The sequence below is a fragment of the Actinoplanes sp. L3-i22 genome (genome assembly GCF_019704555.1).
In the GTDB taxonomy this organism is placed as follows: Bacteria; Actinomycetota; Actinomycetes; order Mycobacteriales; family Micromonosporaceae; genus Actinoplanes.
The window spans coordinates 6,858,780-6,874,446 of record NZ_AP024745.1 but is presented as its reverse complement, the minus strand read 5'-3'; the positions used below and the strand labels follow the sequence as shown (position 1 = coordinate 6,874,446).

Sequence of the window (15,667 nt, the reverse complement as noted above, 5' to 3'; positions counted from 1 at the left end):
TGGCTGGACCGGCGGAGTGCTCGGCAGGCTGGTGGCGGGCCCGGCGGAGTGCTCGGCAGGCTGGTGGCCCGGGCTAGCGGCTGGCCGGGGTGCGGCGGATGGTGGTGTGGAACAGGCTCAGCAGGCCGGTGGTGGCCAGGATGCCGTGCACCACGCCGCGGGCGTTGACCACCTGGTACGAGCGCTGGTGATGCAGCGCCGCGGCCCGGCCCTCGAGCAGCGCCCGGATTCCGGCGGCGGCCAGGAACGGGACCCGCTGCAGGTCGACGACCAGGGCGGTGACGCCGGGCTGGGCGGCCGCGTTGCCGATGATCTCGGCGAGGACGTCGCTGACCTCGTCGTCGATCTCACCGCGGACCGCGAGGCGGGTGACGCCAGCGCCCTCGTCGTGCTTACTGACCGCGAACGAGCTCGTCATCTCAACCCCCGCCGACGATGTTCCCGCACCTGATGACCCGTGCGCCTGACAAATCGCGCACCCGACTGCCGGTGAATCCGACCGACCGTGAACCTGACCGACTGTGGACCTGACCAACCGTGAACCTGACGAAGCGTGCACCGGATGACCCGGGCACATGATGCCTCGCCCGCCGTGAACAGCGCGGACTTGTCACCCTATCCGTGGCGGGCCGGGTCCGCACGGGGTCGGCGTTTCGGCTGATGGTGACGGGGAATTCGGTGAAGATGCCGAGCCTCACGCCGGCGCCGGAGGAGCGCACCGTGGCCGGCCCGCTGGGGACGTGCTGCTGCTCAACCGGATCGCGGACCGGGGGTCCGCGCTGAGGGAGGGCGGCGGACACGAGACCGGGCCGCTCGGCGAGGGTGACGTCACCGGCACGGGCTGGGATGCTTGGGTGGTGGGCCCGTGGCACGGCGGCACGTTCCGGCCGCGGAGAACCAGCAGGTGATCCCGGACCGGATCTTCACCGATCGGGCAGGGGTGCCGATCGCGGTGATCGTCCGCGAGCCCGTCGAGATCCGTCAGCCGTAGGAGGCTTCCATGCCCGCTCGTGACGACCGGCCGGCCGCGGCACGCGCCGGGCGGGTCTCCCGGTGACCGGACGGGACCTGATCGTCGCCGGCGCCTCGGCCGGTGGGGTCGAGGCGCTCCGCGCGATGGTCGCCGGGCTGCCGGCCGATCTGCCGGCGGCGGTCCTGGTGGTGCTGCACCTGCCACGGGCGTCGCCGAGCGCGCTGCCGCGGATCCTCACCCGGGCCGGCCCGCTGCCGGCGGTGACCGCGGTCGACGGCGAGGTCGTGCACGCCGGCCGGATCTACGTGGCGCCCGCCGACCGGCATCTGATGCTGATCGACGGCCGGATCCGGCTCAGCCACGGGCCGGCCGAGAACGGGCACCGACCGGCGATCGACCCGCTGTTCCGGTCGGCCGCGCGGGCCCGGGGCGGGCGGGTCGTCGCCGTGGTGCTCTCCGGCACCCGGGACGACGGGGCGGCCGGTGCCGAGGTGGTGGCCGCGCAGGGTGGCCTGGTCGTGGTGCAGGATCCGGCCGACGCCGTGTTCGCGTCGATGCCCGAGGCCGCGGTGACCCGGGTGCCGTCGGCCTACGTGCGGTCCGCCGACGTGATCGGCAAGCTGCTGGGCGAGCTGTGCGCGGCCGAGGCGGGCGACGGCGAGCGGCCGGTCGGCGCGTTGCTGGCGGCGGAGGTGAGCATCGGGGCGGACGCCGGGCCGACCACCGACCGGATCCCCGGTGAGCCCGCCGGATTCGGCTGCCCGACCTGTGGCGGGGCGCTGTTCACCCTGACCCCGGAGTCCGTGGCTCTGGAGCCGCTGCCGCACTTCCGGTGCCGGGTCGGGCACGCCTGGTCCCCGGAGAGCCTGCTCGACGAGCAGGCGGTCGCCACCGAGGGCGCGCTGTGGCTGGCGCTGCGCGCCCTGGAGGAGAAGGCGGCGCTGAGCACCCGGATGGCCGAGGGCGCGGCCGGGCGCAGTTACGGCGAGCGCTTCCGCGGGATGGCCGACGACGCGCACGTCGCCGCCGGGCTGATCCGGGCGTTGCTCGCCCGGCTGGCCGATTCGAGCGCCACCCATCTGGAGTGACCTGCCGGTGCGGGACGGGGCCGGGCCAGGGGCGCTGCGATACCGTGACGCGCCGGGCGAGACGGGAGACGCGAGGAATGGATCAGGTGGACAACGGGTTCGAGGGCCTCCTCACGTACCTCAAGGAATCTCGTGGTTTTGATTTCACCGGCTACAAACGGTCGAGCCTGATCCGGCGGGTCGACCGGCGGATGTCGCAGCTCCCGGTGACCGGCTACCTGGAGTACCTGGACTATCTGCAGGTGCAGCCGGACGAGTTCACCGCGCTGTTCAACACGATCCTGATCAACGTGACCGCGTTCTTCCGCGACCCGGAGGCCTGGGAGCAGCTGCGCACCGGCGTGCTGATCCCGCTGGTCGAGTCGAAGCCGGCGGGCAGCCCGATCCGGGTCTGGACCGCCGGCTGCGCGGCCGGCCAGGAGGCCTACACGCTGGCCATCCTGCTCAGCGAGATCCTCGGCCCGGAGGAGTTCCGCAGCCGGGTCAAGATCTACGCCACCGACGTGGACGAGGAGCAGCTGAGCGAGGCGCGGCAGGCCAGTTACAGCCCGGGGGACGTCACCGGGGTCCCGTCCGACCTGCTGGAACGCTACTTCGAGCAGACCGGCGGCCGGTACGTGTTCCGCAAGGACCTGCGCCGCGCGGTCATCTTCGGGCGCAACGACCTGGTGCAGGACGCCCCGATCTCCCGGATCGACGTGCTGACCTGCCGCAACACGATGATGTACTTCAACGCCGACACGCAGAGCCGGATCCTCGGCCGGTTCCACTTCGCGCTCGCCGAGGGCGGCACGCTCTTCCTCGGCAAGGCCGAGATGCTGCTCAGCCACGGCGACCTGTTCCTCCCGTCCGACCTGCAGCGGCGGATCTTCCGCAAGGTGCCGTCCCGCAGCGCCCCGGTGCCCGGCGCGGCCCGCGCCGACCACGCCGCCGGCCCGGCCCACGGGCGCCCGGCCCCGCTCGATCAGCTGCGCAACGCCGCGCTCCTGGCCGGCCCGGCCGCCCAGATCGTGGTGACCGTGGACGGGCTGACGGCGCTCGGCAACCGGCAGGCGGAGAGCCTGTTCGGGGTCTCGCCGCGCGACGTCGGCCGGCCCTTCCGCGACCTGGACGTCTCGTACCGGCCGGTGGAGCTGCGCAAATACATCGAGCAGGCGCAGGTGGAGCGCCGCACGCTGCGGGTCACCGACGTCGAGCTCGACCGCGGCGGGGCGCCGATGTACCTGGACATCGAGCTCACCCCGCTGGTCGACGCGAACGCCGGGCTGCTCGGCGTCAGCCTGGTCTTCCACGACGTGACCGCGGCCAAGCGGCTGCGGGGCGAGCTGGAGCACACCAACCGGGAGCTGGAAGCGGCGTACGAGGAGCTCCAGTCCACCAACGAGGAGCTGGAGACCACGAACGAGGAGCTGCAGTCGACGGTGGAGGAGCTGGAGACCACCAACGAGGAACTCCAGTCCACCAACGAGGAGCTCGAGACGATGAACGAGGAGCTGCAGTCGACCAACGACGAGCTCCAGGGCATCAACGAGCAGCTGCAGGCGAGCACCACCGAGCTGGACGACGCCAAGTCGTTCCTGGACGCGATCCTCGCCGGTCTGCGCGCCGGGGTCGCGGTGATCGACCAGGACCTGCGGGTCCGGGTGTGGAACCGGCAGGCCGAGGAGCTGTGGGGGCTGCGCAGCGCCGAGGCGGTCGGCCAGCACCTGCTCAACCTCGACATCGGGCTGCCCTTCGACCAGGTCCGCCCGCTGATCCGCCAGTCGATCGCCGGCGACGGGGACACCGCCGAGGTGCAGATCGACGCGGTCAACCGCCGCGGCCGGGCGATCACCGTCCGGGTCGGGTGCAGCCCGCTGGTGGACGGCGGCGGCACGCCCACCGGAAGCATAGTCGTGATGGAGGCGGTCGCCCCGGCAGGGTAGTTTGGGGAGGTCGCGTGGGGTATGCGGCGGGTGCACCGGCCCGAGAGAGAGGTGGCGGGCATGGCGGAGCCGTTGACCTGGACCACGACCGAGCAGGCCGGGTTCACGATCGTCGCGGTGCACGGCCGGCTCGTCCTGGCGACCACCCCGCGCCTGTTCATCGGGCTCCAGAAGGCCCTGGCCGAGCAGCCGTCCGCGCTGCTCGTCGACCTGTCCGGGATGTCGCTCGGCGACGTGGTCGCGCTGTCGGTGTTCACCGCGATCAACCGGCAGGCGGCGATCTGGCCGGGCACCCCGGTGCTGCTCTGCGGCCCGCGGCCGGAGGTGGCCGCTCCGCTGGCCCGGCGGCGGTTCGGGGCGCTGCTGGTGCGCGACGACGTGGACGACGCGATCCGGGAGGTGAGCCTGGGCGCGGCCGTCCCGCCGATGATCACGGACCGGCTGCTGCCCGCCACCGGCGCCACCCGGCGGGCCCGGCACGTGGCCACCGAGGCCTGCCTGCGGTGGGGGCTGCCGGAGCTGGCCGGCCCGGCCGCCATCGTCGCCGACGAGCTGGTCGCCAACGCCGTCGAGCACGCCGGCACGATGATCACTCTGCAGTTGGTCCGCCGGCCCCGGTTCGTGCACGTCGTGGTGCGGGACGGGTCACCGCGCGCGCCGGAGATCACCGTTCGGGTGCCGGGCGGCCCGGACCACGGTCGGGGCCTCCTGCTGGTGGAGAGCTTCGCGACGCGGTGGGGGACCATGCCGACCCTGAACGGCAAGGTGGTCTGGGCGACCCTGGCAGTCTGACCGGCCGTCGATCAGATTGCGCAGACCCGAGACGATCAACACCCTTGCGACGTACGGCTGTGTCCCCGTCAACCGGAACGTCAGGCCGCGCCCCCGGGTGACCTCGTACACCGCGTTCAGCATCGCGACGCCGGCCGCACTCATCAGCGGGACCCGGGACAAGTCCACCACCAGCGTCCGACCGGCCCCGCACAGCGCGGCCGCGGACAGCAGCTCCCGGCGGATCGGGTTCGCGTTGTCCCGGTCGATCTCGCCGTGCAGCGCCGCGCGGACGCCCTGCGGCCCGGTCGTGACCAGGACCCGGTGCTCCGGCCCGCCGGGTGCCGTCCAGACCGGCGCGGTGTCCGAGAACATCGCTTCGCGCAACCACGTCAGGGTACGGCCGAGCAACCGGGACACGTGCATCTGGGAGATCTGCATCTGCTCGGCGATCTCCGCCTGGCTCAGGTTGCCCCAGAACCGCAGGGCCAGCAGCCGGCACTCCCGGGCGGGCAGCTCGCAGAGCAGGTTCTCCACCGTCGTCCGGTCGTCGATCAGGGTCAGCGCGCCGTCGTCGGCGCCGAACAGGTCGCCGATCTCGCCGCCGGCCGGGCTGTCGCCGAGCGGCGCGTTCAGCGACTCGGTGCTGTGCGCGGCCGCCGAGGTCTGCGCGACGAGCACCTCCGACTCCGCGAGGTCGAGACGCTCGGCCAGCTCGGTGACGGTCGGGGTGCGGGCCAGTTCGCTGGTCAGCACGGCCCGGGCCTGCACCAGGTCGAGGACCCGGTCCTGCTGGCCGCGGGGGACGTGGACACCCCAGGTGTAGTCCCGGAAGTGCCGCTTGATCTCGCCGGTGATGGTGAGGATCGCGTACGCCGTGAACGAGCCGCGGTCCGGATCGAACCGGTCGACGGTCTTCACCAGCCCCAGCCGGGCCACCTGCTCCAGGTCGTCGGCGGACTCGCCCCGCCCCCGGTAGCGGCGGGCCAGCCGGCCGGCGAACGGCAGCGCGTCCCGCACGAACGCCTCCCGCAGCCGCCGGCGGGCGGCCGCGTCCGCGCACAGCCGGGCCCGAGCGTACCGATCGGCGAGCAGATCCAGATCGTCGAACGGCTCGAGCTGCCCGGTCTCCCGCATGGCACCCCTCCCGACACAAATCAGACGGCCATTGCCCCGCCGTGGTGGCCCGCAAACCTGCTGGTGGCACCCGCCGCACCCGGGCGAACCGGCGCCGGAGCACCGCCGGCTCGCCCGACTCGCACAGCTCGCCCGATGCGGGCGACCCGCGGTGCCGGACCACCTCAGGCTCGCCCGATTCGCGCGACCCGCCCGATTCGCGCGACCCGATTCGCGCGACTCGCCCGGTTCGCGCGACCCGGAGTGCCTTCGGCTCGCCCGACGCGGCCCGACGCGGCTCGCCCGACTCGCCCAGCTCACGCGACTCGACCGACTCGCGGCGCCGGATCACTTCCCGACTCGCGCGCGAAGCGGTGCCGGACCACCTTCGAACAGTCTGACAGCGCCGAGGTCCGGAGCCGGTGCTTTCGCCGGTGATCACCGGGACGGGCATCGCGGGGCTCATCGCCGCACCAGGCCGAGGGTGGGCAGCACCGCCGCCGTCACCGCCACGGCGGTGCAGGCGGCCACCGTCAGGCCGAGGGTCGCCCAGGGCAGGATGATCGTCGCGGGCACCGAGAGGACGGTCAGCGCGCCCCAGATCCCGAGCAGACTCGTCCCGGCCACGATCACACCCAGGATCGACCCGGCCAGCACGAGGGTCGTCGCCTCGGCCGCGACCAGCAGCACCACCTGCCGCCGGGTCGCCCCGGCCAGGCGCAGCACGGCCAGCTCCCGCGACCGGTCCGACATCGCCATCAGCATGGTGTTCGCCACCGCGATCCCGGTGTAGGTCAGCGCGATGCCGAGCACCACGAGGTAGCCCGCCCGGGTCTGCCGGCTGCCGGTCGGCGCATGGTCCGCCAGCCACTGGTCCCGGGTCCGGACCCGCGCCCCGGTGGGCTCCGTCAGGGCCCGGACCGCGGCCGCGCCGGCGACGCGGTCCGCTCCGGGCCGCCATGAGATCGAAAGACCATTTGGTACGGAGCCACCCGCGTTGTGCCTGGTCACATACGCGCCGTTGCTGCCGGTGCCGGTCGCCAGGACGGCCACGATCCGCAACGAGCGCGGGGTGCCGTCGCCCAGCCACACCCGGACCGTCCGGCCGACCGTGTGCTCGGCCCACTCCTCGGTGACCACGATGCCGCCGTCGTCGAGGTCCTCGAGGCGGCCCGCGGTGACCGGCAGCCGGCGGACCGCGCCCAGCGTCCCGGGATCGACGGCCTCGGCCGGTGACCGGGTCAGCGCGACGCCCTCCTCGACGGTGTAGACCGCGGTCGCCGAGCTGGTCATCACCTGGGCGCCGGGAACGTCCCGGATCGCGGCCGTGGTGCGCTCGTCGATCCCGGAACCGTCCACGATCAGGTCCGCGACGGTCTGCGCGCGGGCCTCCGCCGCTTTGCCCGCCTGGATCGTCGCCGTCGTGCCGAGCAGCGAACCGCCGAGCGCGACCGTCACCAGCACCGGTGCCGCGACCGCCGCGGCCCGCCGGGAGCCCGCCCGCGCGTTCGCCCGGACGAGCAGGCCGACGGCGCCGGGCCAGCCGGCGACCAGGCGGGTCAGCGGGCCGATCACGATCGGCGCGAGCAGCGCGGCCGCGATGATCAGCAGCATCGGCTGGGTGGTGTAGGTCTTGCGGTGCAGCGCCTCCCCGGGATCGGTCAGCAGCCGCCAGGCGAGCAGGCCCAGGCCGCCCGCGAGCAGCCCGCCGCCGAGGAGCCATCGGCCGGGCGTCCGCGCGGTGGCGTCGACGGCCGCCTCGCGCAGCCCCTCGACCGGCCGGACCCGCCCGGCCCGGACCGTCGCGGCGACAGCGCCGGCCAGCGCGACCGCCAGGCCGGTCCAGAACGCCACGTGGTAGGGCCAGTGCTGGTCACCGATGGTGAACCAGGCGGGCGCCAGCCCCTCGCCGACCAGCAGCCGGGCCAGCCACGGCGCGCCGCGGGCACCCAGCGTGCACCCGGCCGCCGAGGCCAGCACGCCGACCACGACGGCCTCGGCGAGCAGCGTCGCCCGGACCTGTCGTGGCGTCGCGCCCGCGGTGCGCAGCAGGCCGATCTCGCGGCGCCGCTGCGCGACGGCGAACGCGAACGTGGACGCGACCACGAACACCGAGACGAACACGGCGACCCCGCCCGCGGTACCGACCAGCGCGTTCATCGCGACCAGCGCATCCCGGTCCCGATCCGGCTCCGGGTCGGCCCGCCGCCGGTCGTCCCCGGTCAGCACCCGCACGCCGGGGGAACCGCCGGCCACCGCGCGGACGGCGTCCGGCGTGGCCCACACCGCGAGGTTGTCGATCCGCGGCGCGATCGCGGCGGCCGCGTCGTCGGCGAAGAACACGGCGCGTTCGTACGCCACCGGCGCCAGCACCCCGGACACGGTGTAGTCGCGCTGCCCGGCCGGAGTGCGCACCGGGAGAACCCGGCCGACCTGGGCGGGATCGGCGGCCAGCACGATCTCGGCCGGCCCGCGCGGCGCCCGCCCGGCGACGAGGCGACGATCGCCGAGAGCGGCGACCGACCAGGAATGCCCGACCAGGTCGCCGGCGTCCGCCGGGAACGAACTGCCGGCGACCGGGTCATCGGCCTTGGCCGGGGACGAGCCGTCGGTGACCGGCGAGGGGTGCCCGGCCGGGTCGGCGGCCTTGGCCGGGGACGAGCCGTCGGTGACCGGCGAGGGGTGCCCGGCCGGGTCGGCGGTGGTCACCGGGAACGACCGGTCGGCGATGACCGGACCGATCCGGGCCAGCTCGGCGACGAGGCCGGGCGGCACCGCGCCGGGCCGGGCGAGCGGCTGGACGCGCTCGCCGTGGCGGGTCGGCACCCGCAACTCGTCCGCGCCGCGGACCACGACCGGCGCGCCGGCCAGCCGCTCGGGGCGCTGACCCGGGGCGTGCAGGGTGGCGGCCAGGGTCAGGCCCATCGTGGCGCACAGGGCGACGCCGAGACCGAGCGCGACGAAGGCGCCGACCAGGGTCGCCCACCGGGCCCGCAGGCCGCTGAGCGTGACGGTCAGCACGGCGTCGCCTCCATCCGGGTCATCCGGGCGGCGACCGCCTCGGCGGTCGGGGCGTCCAGGGCGCCGTCGAGGCGCCCGTCGGCCAGGAAGACCACCCGGTCGGCCCGGGCGGCGGCGACCGGATCGTGGGTGACCATGACGACGGTCTGCCCGGCGTCGTCGGCCAGGCCGCGCAGCATCCGCAGCACGTCCCGGCCGGCCGCCGAGTCGAGCGCGCCGGTCGGCTCGTCGGCGAAGAGCACCTCCGGACGGGTGATCAGCGCGCGGGCGATCGCGACCCGCTGCTGCTGGCCGCCGGAGAGCTCGCTCGGGCGATGGCCGGCCCGGCCGGTCAGCCCGACCCGGGCCAGCGCGTCGTGCACGTCGGCCCGCGCCGGGCGGCGGCCGGCCAGCCGCAGCGGCAGGGCCACGTTCTGCTCGGCGGTCAGCGCGGGGAGCAGGTTGTAGGACTGGAAGACGAACCCGATCCGGTCGCGCCGCAGCCGGGTCAGCCGGTTCTCCCCGAGCGTGGTCAGCTCGGTGTCGCCGAGCAGCACCGAGCCGGACGTCGGCCGGTCCAGCCCGGCGGCGCACTGCAGCAGCGTCGACTTGCCGGAGCCGGACGGCCCCATGACAGCGGTGAAGCTGCCCGCGGTGAAGGACAGGGAGAGCTCGTGCAGGGCGGTCACCGCCGCGTCGCCGGTCCCGAAGGTCCGGACGACGCGGCGCAGCCGGATGGCGTCGCTGGTCATCGGTCCACCGTGGCGGACCGCGGCGCCGGCCACGACCCCGCCAGGTGGAGTCTTCCTGGTAACGCCAGGACTACCTCCGGGGTAACCCCAGCGGGGTGGAGAACGGCCCGGCGGCGGCCCTACGGTGTGCGGATGAACTCGCGGAACGTCTGGCAGGCCCTGTCCCGGCCGCGGTTCGCCGCGTCCTGGTGGCCGCTGCGAGCCGCGCTCTATCTCCTGGCGAACGGCGTCGCCGGCCTGCTGGCGCTGCTCGTCGCGGTTCCGCTGTTCGCGGTCGGCGGGCTGCTCGCGGTGCTGGTGGTCGGCGTGCCGCTGCTGGCCGCCCTGGTCCTGATCGGGGTTCCGGCGGCCGGGCTGGAGCGCCGGTTCCAGCGGCTGATCGACGATCGGCCGCTCCCGTCCGGGCACCGTGTCCCGCCGCGGGCCGGCCTGGCCTCCTGGCTGCGCACCCGGTACACCGAGCCGGGCACCTGGCGGGAGCTGGGCTTCGTCACGCTGCTGATGGTCCTGCTCTGGCCGGTCGACCTGCTCGCGGTGCTCCTCGGCGGGACCGTGCCGGTGGCGCTGCTCGCCACGCCGGTGCTGTTCGGCACGCTCGGCGACGGCGAGCAGGTGCGGGTGCTGAAGACGGTTGCGGTGACCTCCTGGCCGCAGGCCTTCGCGGCGTCCGCGGCCGGCCTGCTCGCCCTGGTCGCCTGTGCGTACGGGATCGGCCTGCTCGCCGGGGTGCGCGGCGCGCTGGCCCGGGCGATCCTCACCCCGGCCGGCGGGCAGCCGGATCATCAGGTCGTCGAGCTGGCCCGGTCGCGGGTGCGCCTGGTCGACGCGTTCGAGGCCGAGCGCGGCCGGATCGAGCGGGACCTGCACGACGGCGCCCAGCAGCGGCTGGTCGCGCTCACGGTGATGCTCGGGCTGGCCCGGCTGGACGCGCCGGCCGGGCCGCTCGCCGATCAGCTGGCCCGGGCGCAGGACGAGGCCGGGGCGGCGCTGGTGCAGCTGCGCGAGCTGATCCGGGGCATCCATCCGCCGTTGCTGACCGATTTCGGGCTGGAGGCGGCGGTGACCGACCTGGCGGCCCGGTCCGCGGTCCGGATCGACGTCACGTTCGCGGTCGCCGGGCGGTTCCCGCCGGCGGTGGAGTCCGCGGCGTATTTCGTGGTCTCCGAGGCGCTGGCGAACGTGGCGAAGCACTCCGGCGCCGACCGGGGCGAGATCAGTGGCGGTCACGCCGGCGGCGTCCTGACCATCGAGATCGCCGACGACGGCCGTGGCGGCGCGGGCATCGGCGCCGACACGGCCATTGCAGGCGTCGCACGCGGCGCGAGGAAAGGGGGCATCAGGGCCGGTAGGGGCAATGGGGTTGGCGTGGGCGACGAGGGAGGCACGGGTGTCGTTGGTGGCGTGGGCGATGAGGGAGGCGTGGGCGTCGCTGGTGGCGCGGGCGATGAGGGAGGCGTGGGTGTCTGGGCGAGCGTGGGTGCCGTGGCCGGCGTGGGCGATGAGAGAGGCGTGGGTGGCGGGGCGAGCGTGGGTGCCGTGGGCGGCGCGGGTGTCGGGGCCGGCGCCGGCGCTGGCACCGGCCTGATCGGACTGGCCGATCGGGTCTCGGTTGTCGGTGGCAGACTGTCGCTGTCCAGTCCGGCCGGTGGACCCACCCGTCTTGTCGTGGAGATTCCTTGTCAGCCGCTCCCGGATTCCGCGTAGTCCTCGCCGAGGACAGCGTCCTGCTCCGTGACGGGCTCGTCGGGCTGCTGGCCCGATTCGGTCACGAGGTGGTGGCCGCGGTGTCCGACCCGGACGGCCTGCGGGCGGCGGTCGCCGCGCACGAGCCCGACGTGGTGGTCACCGATGTCCGGATGCCGCCGGGCTTCCGGGACGAAGGACTGCGGGCCGCGCTGGACCTGCGCCGCGAGCGGCCTGGGTTGCCGGTGCTCGTGCTGAGTCAGTACGTCGAGACCCGGTATGCGACGGAGCTGTTGAACGCCGGTGACGGTACCCACGTCGGCTACCTGCTCAAGGACCGGATCGGGCACGTGACCGAGTTCGTCGACGCGCTGCGCCGGGTGGTGGACGGCGGGACGGTCATCGATCCCGAGGTGGTGCGGCAGATGCTGCGGCGGCGCCGGGATCCGCTCGACGCGCTGACCGTCCGGGAGCGGGAGGTGCTGGCGCTGGTGGCGGAGGGCCGGTCGAACGCGGCCATCGCCGCGGCCTTGACCGTCGCGGAGGCTTCGGTGGCCAAGCACATCCGCAACATCCTGCAGAAGCTGGGACTCCCGCCGGACGACGAGACCCATCGCCGGGTGCTCGCCGTCCTGACGTTCCTCCGCGCGTAGCCCCGGCGCAGCGCCGCCCCGCGCCGCTCGCGCTGCCCAGCGCCGGGCTGGGCTGGGCTGGGCCGCTCGCGCTGCGCTGGCGCCGCGCCGCCCGCTGGCGCCGCGCCGCCCCGCCCTGCCCCGCGCCGCCCCGCCCCGCCCCGCCCCGCGCCGCCCCGCCCCGCGCCGCCCCGCCCCGCCCCGCGCCGCCCCGCCCCGCGCCGCCCCGCGCCGGGCCGCTCGCGCCGCGCCGCGCCGGGCTGGGCTGCGCCGGGCTGGGCTGCGCCGGGCTGGGCTGCGCCGGGCTGGGCCGCGCGGTGTGAGCTGGGCTGGGCCGGGCTGCGCGGTGTGAGCTGGGCTGGGCCGGGCTGCGCGGTGTGAGCTGGGCCGGGCCGGGCTGCGCGGTGTGAGCTGGGCTGGGCTGGGCCGGGCGGTGTGAGCTCGGCTGGGCTGGGTCTGTGCGGGCGTCGGGGTGGTCCGTGTGGTCGGGGGCGAAGGCTGTTGGGTGGTTCCGGAACCGTGGCTGGATATTGACATCGATGGTGGCCGATGACAACGCTGTCATTCCCATGTCACGTCCGAAGGGACGGCACCAATGCTCCGTGCCCTCGCCACCGCGGTCCTCCTCGCCGCCGCGGCCTTTTCGATCCCACAGGCGGCCCAGGCCGCCGATCTCGACCTCACCGGCTACGTCAACCCGTTCGTCGGCACCGACGACAGCAACTCCCCGAACCCGGTCGGCGGCGGCGCCGGCGGCAGCACCTTCCCCGGCGCCACCGTGCCGTTCGGGATGGTGCAGTTCAGCCCGGACACCCCGACCGGCTCGCCCTCGGGTTACCGCGACCGGGACCGGACCATCGAGTCGTTCAGCCTGACCCACTTCAACGGCGCCGGCTGTCCGAACAACGAGGACATCCCGATCCTGCCGATCACCGGGAACCTCGGCTCGTCGCCGGGCAGCGCCTGGACCTCCTACGCCAGCGGCTACACCAAGACCAACGAGACGGCCGCGCCCGGCTACTACAAGAACCGGCTCGACAAGTACGGCGTCGACGCCGAGCTCAGCGCCACCACCCGCACCGGCGCGCTGCGGCTCACCTACCCCGCGTCGACCACCGCGCGCGTGCTGATCAACGCCTCCCGGTCGGCCACCGGCGACCGGGCCGGCAACGTGAACATCAGCGGCAACCGGGTCTGGGGCGAGCACACCGCGGGCGGCTTCTGCGGCGGCCGCACGTTCAAGATGTACTACTCGATCCTGTTCGACCGCACGCCCACCGGCGTCGGCACGTTCAACGGCGGGACCGTCACCGCCGGCGGGACCAGCGTGAGCGGGAACCAGGCCGGCGCCTACGTCACCTTCGACACCACGTCGAACGCGGTGGTCAACGCGACGATCGGGATCTCGTTCGTCAGCGTGGCCAACGCCCAGAACAACGCCACCGCGGAGGCGGGCGCCTTTCCGACCGTACGGGCAAATGCCCTTGGGTCTTGGAATTCCGCTCTTAACCGCATCCAGGTGACCGGGGGTGGAAGCACGGATCTGCAGAAGTTCTACACCGCGCTCTATCACGTGCTGATGAACCCGAACATCTCCAGCGACACCAACGGGCAGTACATGGGCTTCGACGGCGCGGTGCACACGGCGGCGCATCCGGTCTACCAGAACTATTCGGGCTGGGACATCTACCGGTCGTGGGCGTCGCTGACCGCGCTGATCGCGCCGGACGTGATGACCGACATCGTGAAGTCGATGGTGCTCGACGGCCAGCAGGGCGGCCTGCTGCCGAAGTGGTCGCACCAGACCATCGAGGACTTCGTGATGCCCGGCGACCCCGGGCCGATCGTGGTGGCCAGCGCCTACGCGTTCGGCGTCCGCGACTTCGACACGGCGGCGGCCCTGACGCTGATGAAGAAGAGCGCCTCCGGCGGAAGCACCCAGGGGTACGTGTTGCGCGGCAACCGTGCCACGTACGAAAGCGGTCACTTCATCCCGGGCAACCCGTCGGAGACGCTGGAGTACGCGTCCAGTGACTTCGCGATCAGCCAGTTCGCCAAGGCGGTCGGCGACACGGCGGCCTACGACACCTACGCGACCCACTCGCAGTACTGGCGCAGCCTGTTCAACGGCGAGTCGTCCTACATCCACACCCGCAACAGCGACGGCTCCTACGCCTGGCCGCTGAACCCGGCGACCGAGAACCCGTACGTCGAGGGCAACGCCGCCCAGTACACCTGGATGGTGCCGCACAACCTGGGCGCGCTGGTCACCCTGATGGGCGGGCCGGCCACCGCCGTGCAGCGCCTCGACCACCACTTCACCGAGCTCAACGGCGGTCTGTCCCGGCCGTACTTCTACGTCGGCAACGAGCCCGAGCACGGCGTGCCGTGGGCGTACAACTTCGCCCGCAAGCCGGCCGGCGCCTCGGACGCGGTCCGCCGGGTGATGAGCGAGTCGTTCACCACCGGCGCCGGCGGCCTGCCCGGCAACGACGACCTCGGCGCGACCAGTGCCTGGTACGTCTGGTCGGCGCTCGGCCTCTACCCGGTCACGCCCGGCGCCGACACCCTCGCCGTGCACGGTGGCCTCTTCCCGCAGGCGCTGATCCAGCGGCCGGGCGGGAACATCACCGTCACCGGGGGCAGCGCGACCAACCGGTACGTGCAGTCACTTTCGGTCAACGGGACGGCGACCAGCCACAGCTGGATCCGCTACCCGCAGATCGGCGGGGGCGCGACGATCGCGTACACGATGGGTTCCTCGCCCAGCGGCACCTGGGGCACCGCGGCCGGCGACGTGCCGCCGAGCTTCGGCGACGGCGCGCAGCAGCCGCCGGCCGAGCCCGACCTCGGGCCGAACCTGGCGCTCGGCAAGGCCGTCACCGGCGGCGCCGCGGCCTGCGGCACGGCGGAGGCGCCGGCCAAGGCCGTCGACAACATTCTCAAAGACAACAGCAAATGGTGTACGACGGGGACGCCGCGCACCCTGACCGTGGACCTGGGATCCGCGCAGAACGTGTCCTCGTTCGTACTCAAGCACGCCGGCCTCGGCGGTGAGCCGACCAACTGGAACACCGGCGCGTTCACGATCGCGACCAGCACCGACAACGCGAACTGGTCGACCGCCGTGACGGTGAGCGGGGCGCGGGCCAGCCGTACCTACGCCCCGATCCCGGCCCGGACCGCGCGTTACGTCCGCCTGGACGTCACCACGCCGACCAACGACGGCTCCGCCGCCGCGAGAATCTACGAGCTCGAGGTGTACGGATCGAGCAGCGCGGCAGCCGACCTGGCGCTGCGTCAGCCGGCCAGTGCCGACTCGATCTGCGGCGCGAACGAGAGCGCCGACAAGGCGGTCAACGGCAGCTGGCTCGGCGGCTGGAACGACAAGTGGTGCTCGGGCGGCGCGACCAAGTGGCTGCAGACCGACCTCGGCGCCACCAAGCACGTCGGCTCGGTGGTGATCCGGCACGCCGGCGCGGGCGGGGAGTACCCGTCCTGGAACACCCGGGACTTCGACCTGCTCACCTCCACCGACGGCACGACCTGGACGACCCGGGCGACGGTGCGTGGCAACACCGCCGACAGCACCACGACGACGATCGACGCGGACGCGCGCTACGTCCGGCTGAACATCGTCACTCCGGCGAACGACGGCAACACCGCGGCCCGGATCTACGAATTCGACGTACGCGGCTGATTCTTTTCGGATTGTTTGGTTTTGGCC

10 protein-coding genes and 1 pseudogene are annotated in these 15,667 nt (G+C 73.8%); 7 read left to right on the top strand and 4 right to left on the bottom strand.

Annotated features, from left to right (window positions below; translation table 11 throughout):
- Positions 1 to 73: 73 nt before the first annotated feature.
- Positions 74 to 418, bottom strand: coding sequence for an STAS domain-containing protein (locus L3i22_RS30955; protein ID WP_221321036.1), 345 nt, complete (start codon positions 416 to 418; stop codon positions 74 to 76).
- 447 nt (positions 419 to 865) lie between these two features.
- Here L3i22_RS30955 and L3i22_RS53825 point away from each other — a divergent pair, with 447 nt between their 5' ends.
- From L3i22_RS53825 to L3i22_RS30940, 4 genes and pseudogenes are all read left to right on the top strand, one after another.
- Positions 866 to 991: a hypothetical protein gene (locus L3i22_RS53825; protein WP_255657295.1), complete on the top strand. Its 126-nt coding sequence runs from the start codon at positions 866 to 868 to the stop codon at positions 989 to 991.
- A 62-nt stretch (positions 992 to 1,053) separates the two neighbouring features.
- Positions 1,054 to 2,061, top strand: a complete 1,008-nt coding sequence (locus L3i22_RS30950) for a chemotaxis protein CheB (RefSeq protein WP_221321035.1) — start codon at positions 1,054 to 1,056, stop codon at positions 2,059 to 2,061.
- Positions 2,062 to 2,138: 77 nt separating this feature from the next.
- Positions 2,139 to 3,986 carry a CheR family methyltransferase gene (locus L3i22_RS30945; RefSeq protein ID WP_221321034.1) on the top strand — a complete coding sequence of 616 codons (1,848 nt, stop codon included), beginning with the start codon at positions 2,139 to 2,141 and terminating at the stop codon, positions 3,984 to 3,986.
- Between the two features lie 21 nt (positions 3,987 to 4,007).
- Positions 4,008 to 4,664 (top strand): annotated as a pseudogene (locus tag L3i22_RS30940) (STAS domain-containing protein); the annotation flags it as partial.
- Here the strand turns inward: L3i22_RS30940 and L3i22_RS30935 are convergent.
- The 3 genes from L3i22_RS30935 to L3i22_RS30925 form a co-directional block, all read right to left on the bottom strand.
- Positions 4,632 to 5,894 carry a sigma-70 family RNA polymerase sigma factor gene (locus tag L3i22_RS30935; RefSeq protein WP_255657294.1) on the bottom strand — a complete coding sequence of 421 codons (1,263 nt, stop codon included), beginning with the start codon at positions 5,892 to 5,894 and terminating at the stop codon, positions 4,632 to 4,634. The pseudogene L3i22_RS30940 and the gene L3i22_RS30935 overlap by 33 nt on opposite strands.
- 441 nt (positions 5,895 to 6,335) lie before the next feature.
- Complete coding sequence (locus tag L3i22_RS30930) at positions 6,336 to 8,894, bottom strand: ABC transporter permease (RefSeq protein ID WP_221321032.1); 2,559 nt, start codon at positions 8,892 to 8,894, stop codon at positions 6,336 to 6,338.
- The gene (locus L3i22_RS30925) at positions 8,888 to 9,625 is read right to left on the bottom strand and encodes an ABC transporter ATP-binding protein (RefSeq protein WP_221321031.1); all 738 of its coding nucleotides are present in this window, start codon (positions 9,623 to 9,625) and stop codon (positions 8,888 to 8,890) included. The genes L3i22_RS30930 and L3i22_RS30925 overlap by 7 nt, the downstream gene beginning before the upstream one ends.
- A gap of 132 nt (positions 9,626 to 9,757) precedes the next feature.
- On the opposite strand from L3i22_RS30925, the gene L3i22_RS30920 reads away from it, so the two are divergent.
- From L3i22_RS30920 to L3i22_RS30910, 3 genes are all read left to right on the top strand, one after another.
- Complete coding sequence (locus L3i22_RS30920) at positions 9,758 to 11,329, top strand: sensor histidine kinase (RefSeq protein ID WP_255657293.1); 1,572 nt, start codon at positions 9,758 to 9,760, stop codon at positions 11,327 to 11,329.
- Positions 11,302 to 11,961, top strand: a complete 660-nt coding sequence (locus L3i22_RS30915; protein ID WP_221321030.1) for a response regulator transcription factor — start codon at positions 11,302 to 11,304, stop codon at positions 11,959 to 11,961. Before L3i22_RS30920 ends, L3i22_RS30915 begins: the two co-directional genes overlap by 28 nt.
- A 574-nt stretch (positions 11,962 to 12,535) precedes the next feature.
- Entirely contained in the window at positions 12,536 to 15,640 is a 3,105-nt protein-coding gene (locus tag L3i22_RS30910; RefSeq protein WP_221321029.1) for a GH92 family glycosyl hydrolase, read from the top strand.
- Positions 15,641 to 15,667 lie beyond the last annotated feature (27 nt).

What these genes read in the sequence shown, in the direction of transcription:
- L3i22_RS30920 (WP_255657293.1), top strand. Translation starts at nt 9,758, where the DNA reads ATGAACTCGCGGAACGTCTGGCAGGCCCTGTCCCGGCCGCGGTTCGCC.
- L3i22_RS30935 (WP_255657294.1), bottom strand. Translation starts at nt 5,894, where the DNA reads ATGCGGGAGACCGGGCAGCTCGAGCCGTTCGACGATCTGGATCTGCTC.
- L3i22_RS30910 (WP_221321029.1), top strand. Translation starts at nt 12,536, where the DNA reads ATGCTCCGTGCCCTCGCCACCGCGGTCCTCCTCGCCGCCGCGGCCTTT.
- L3i22_RS30955 (WP_221321036.1), bottom strand. Translation starts at nt 418, where the DNA reads ATGACGAGCTCGTTCGCGGTCAGTAAGCACGACGAGGGCGCTGGCGTC.
- L3i22_RS30945 (WP_221321034.1), top strand. Translation starts at nt 2,139, where the DNA reads ATGGATCAGGTGGACAACGGGTTCGAGGGCCTCCTCACGTACCTCAAG.
- L3i22_RS30925 (WP_221321031.1), bottom strand. Translation starts at nt 9,625, where the DNA reads ATGACCAGCGACGCCATCCGGCTGCGCCGCGTCGTCCGGACCTTCGGG.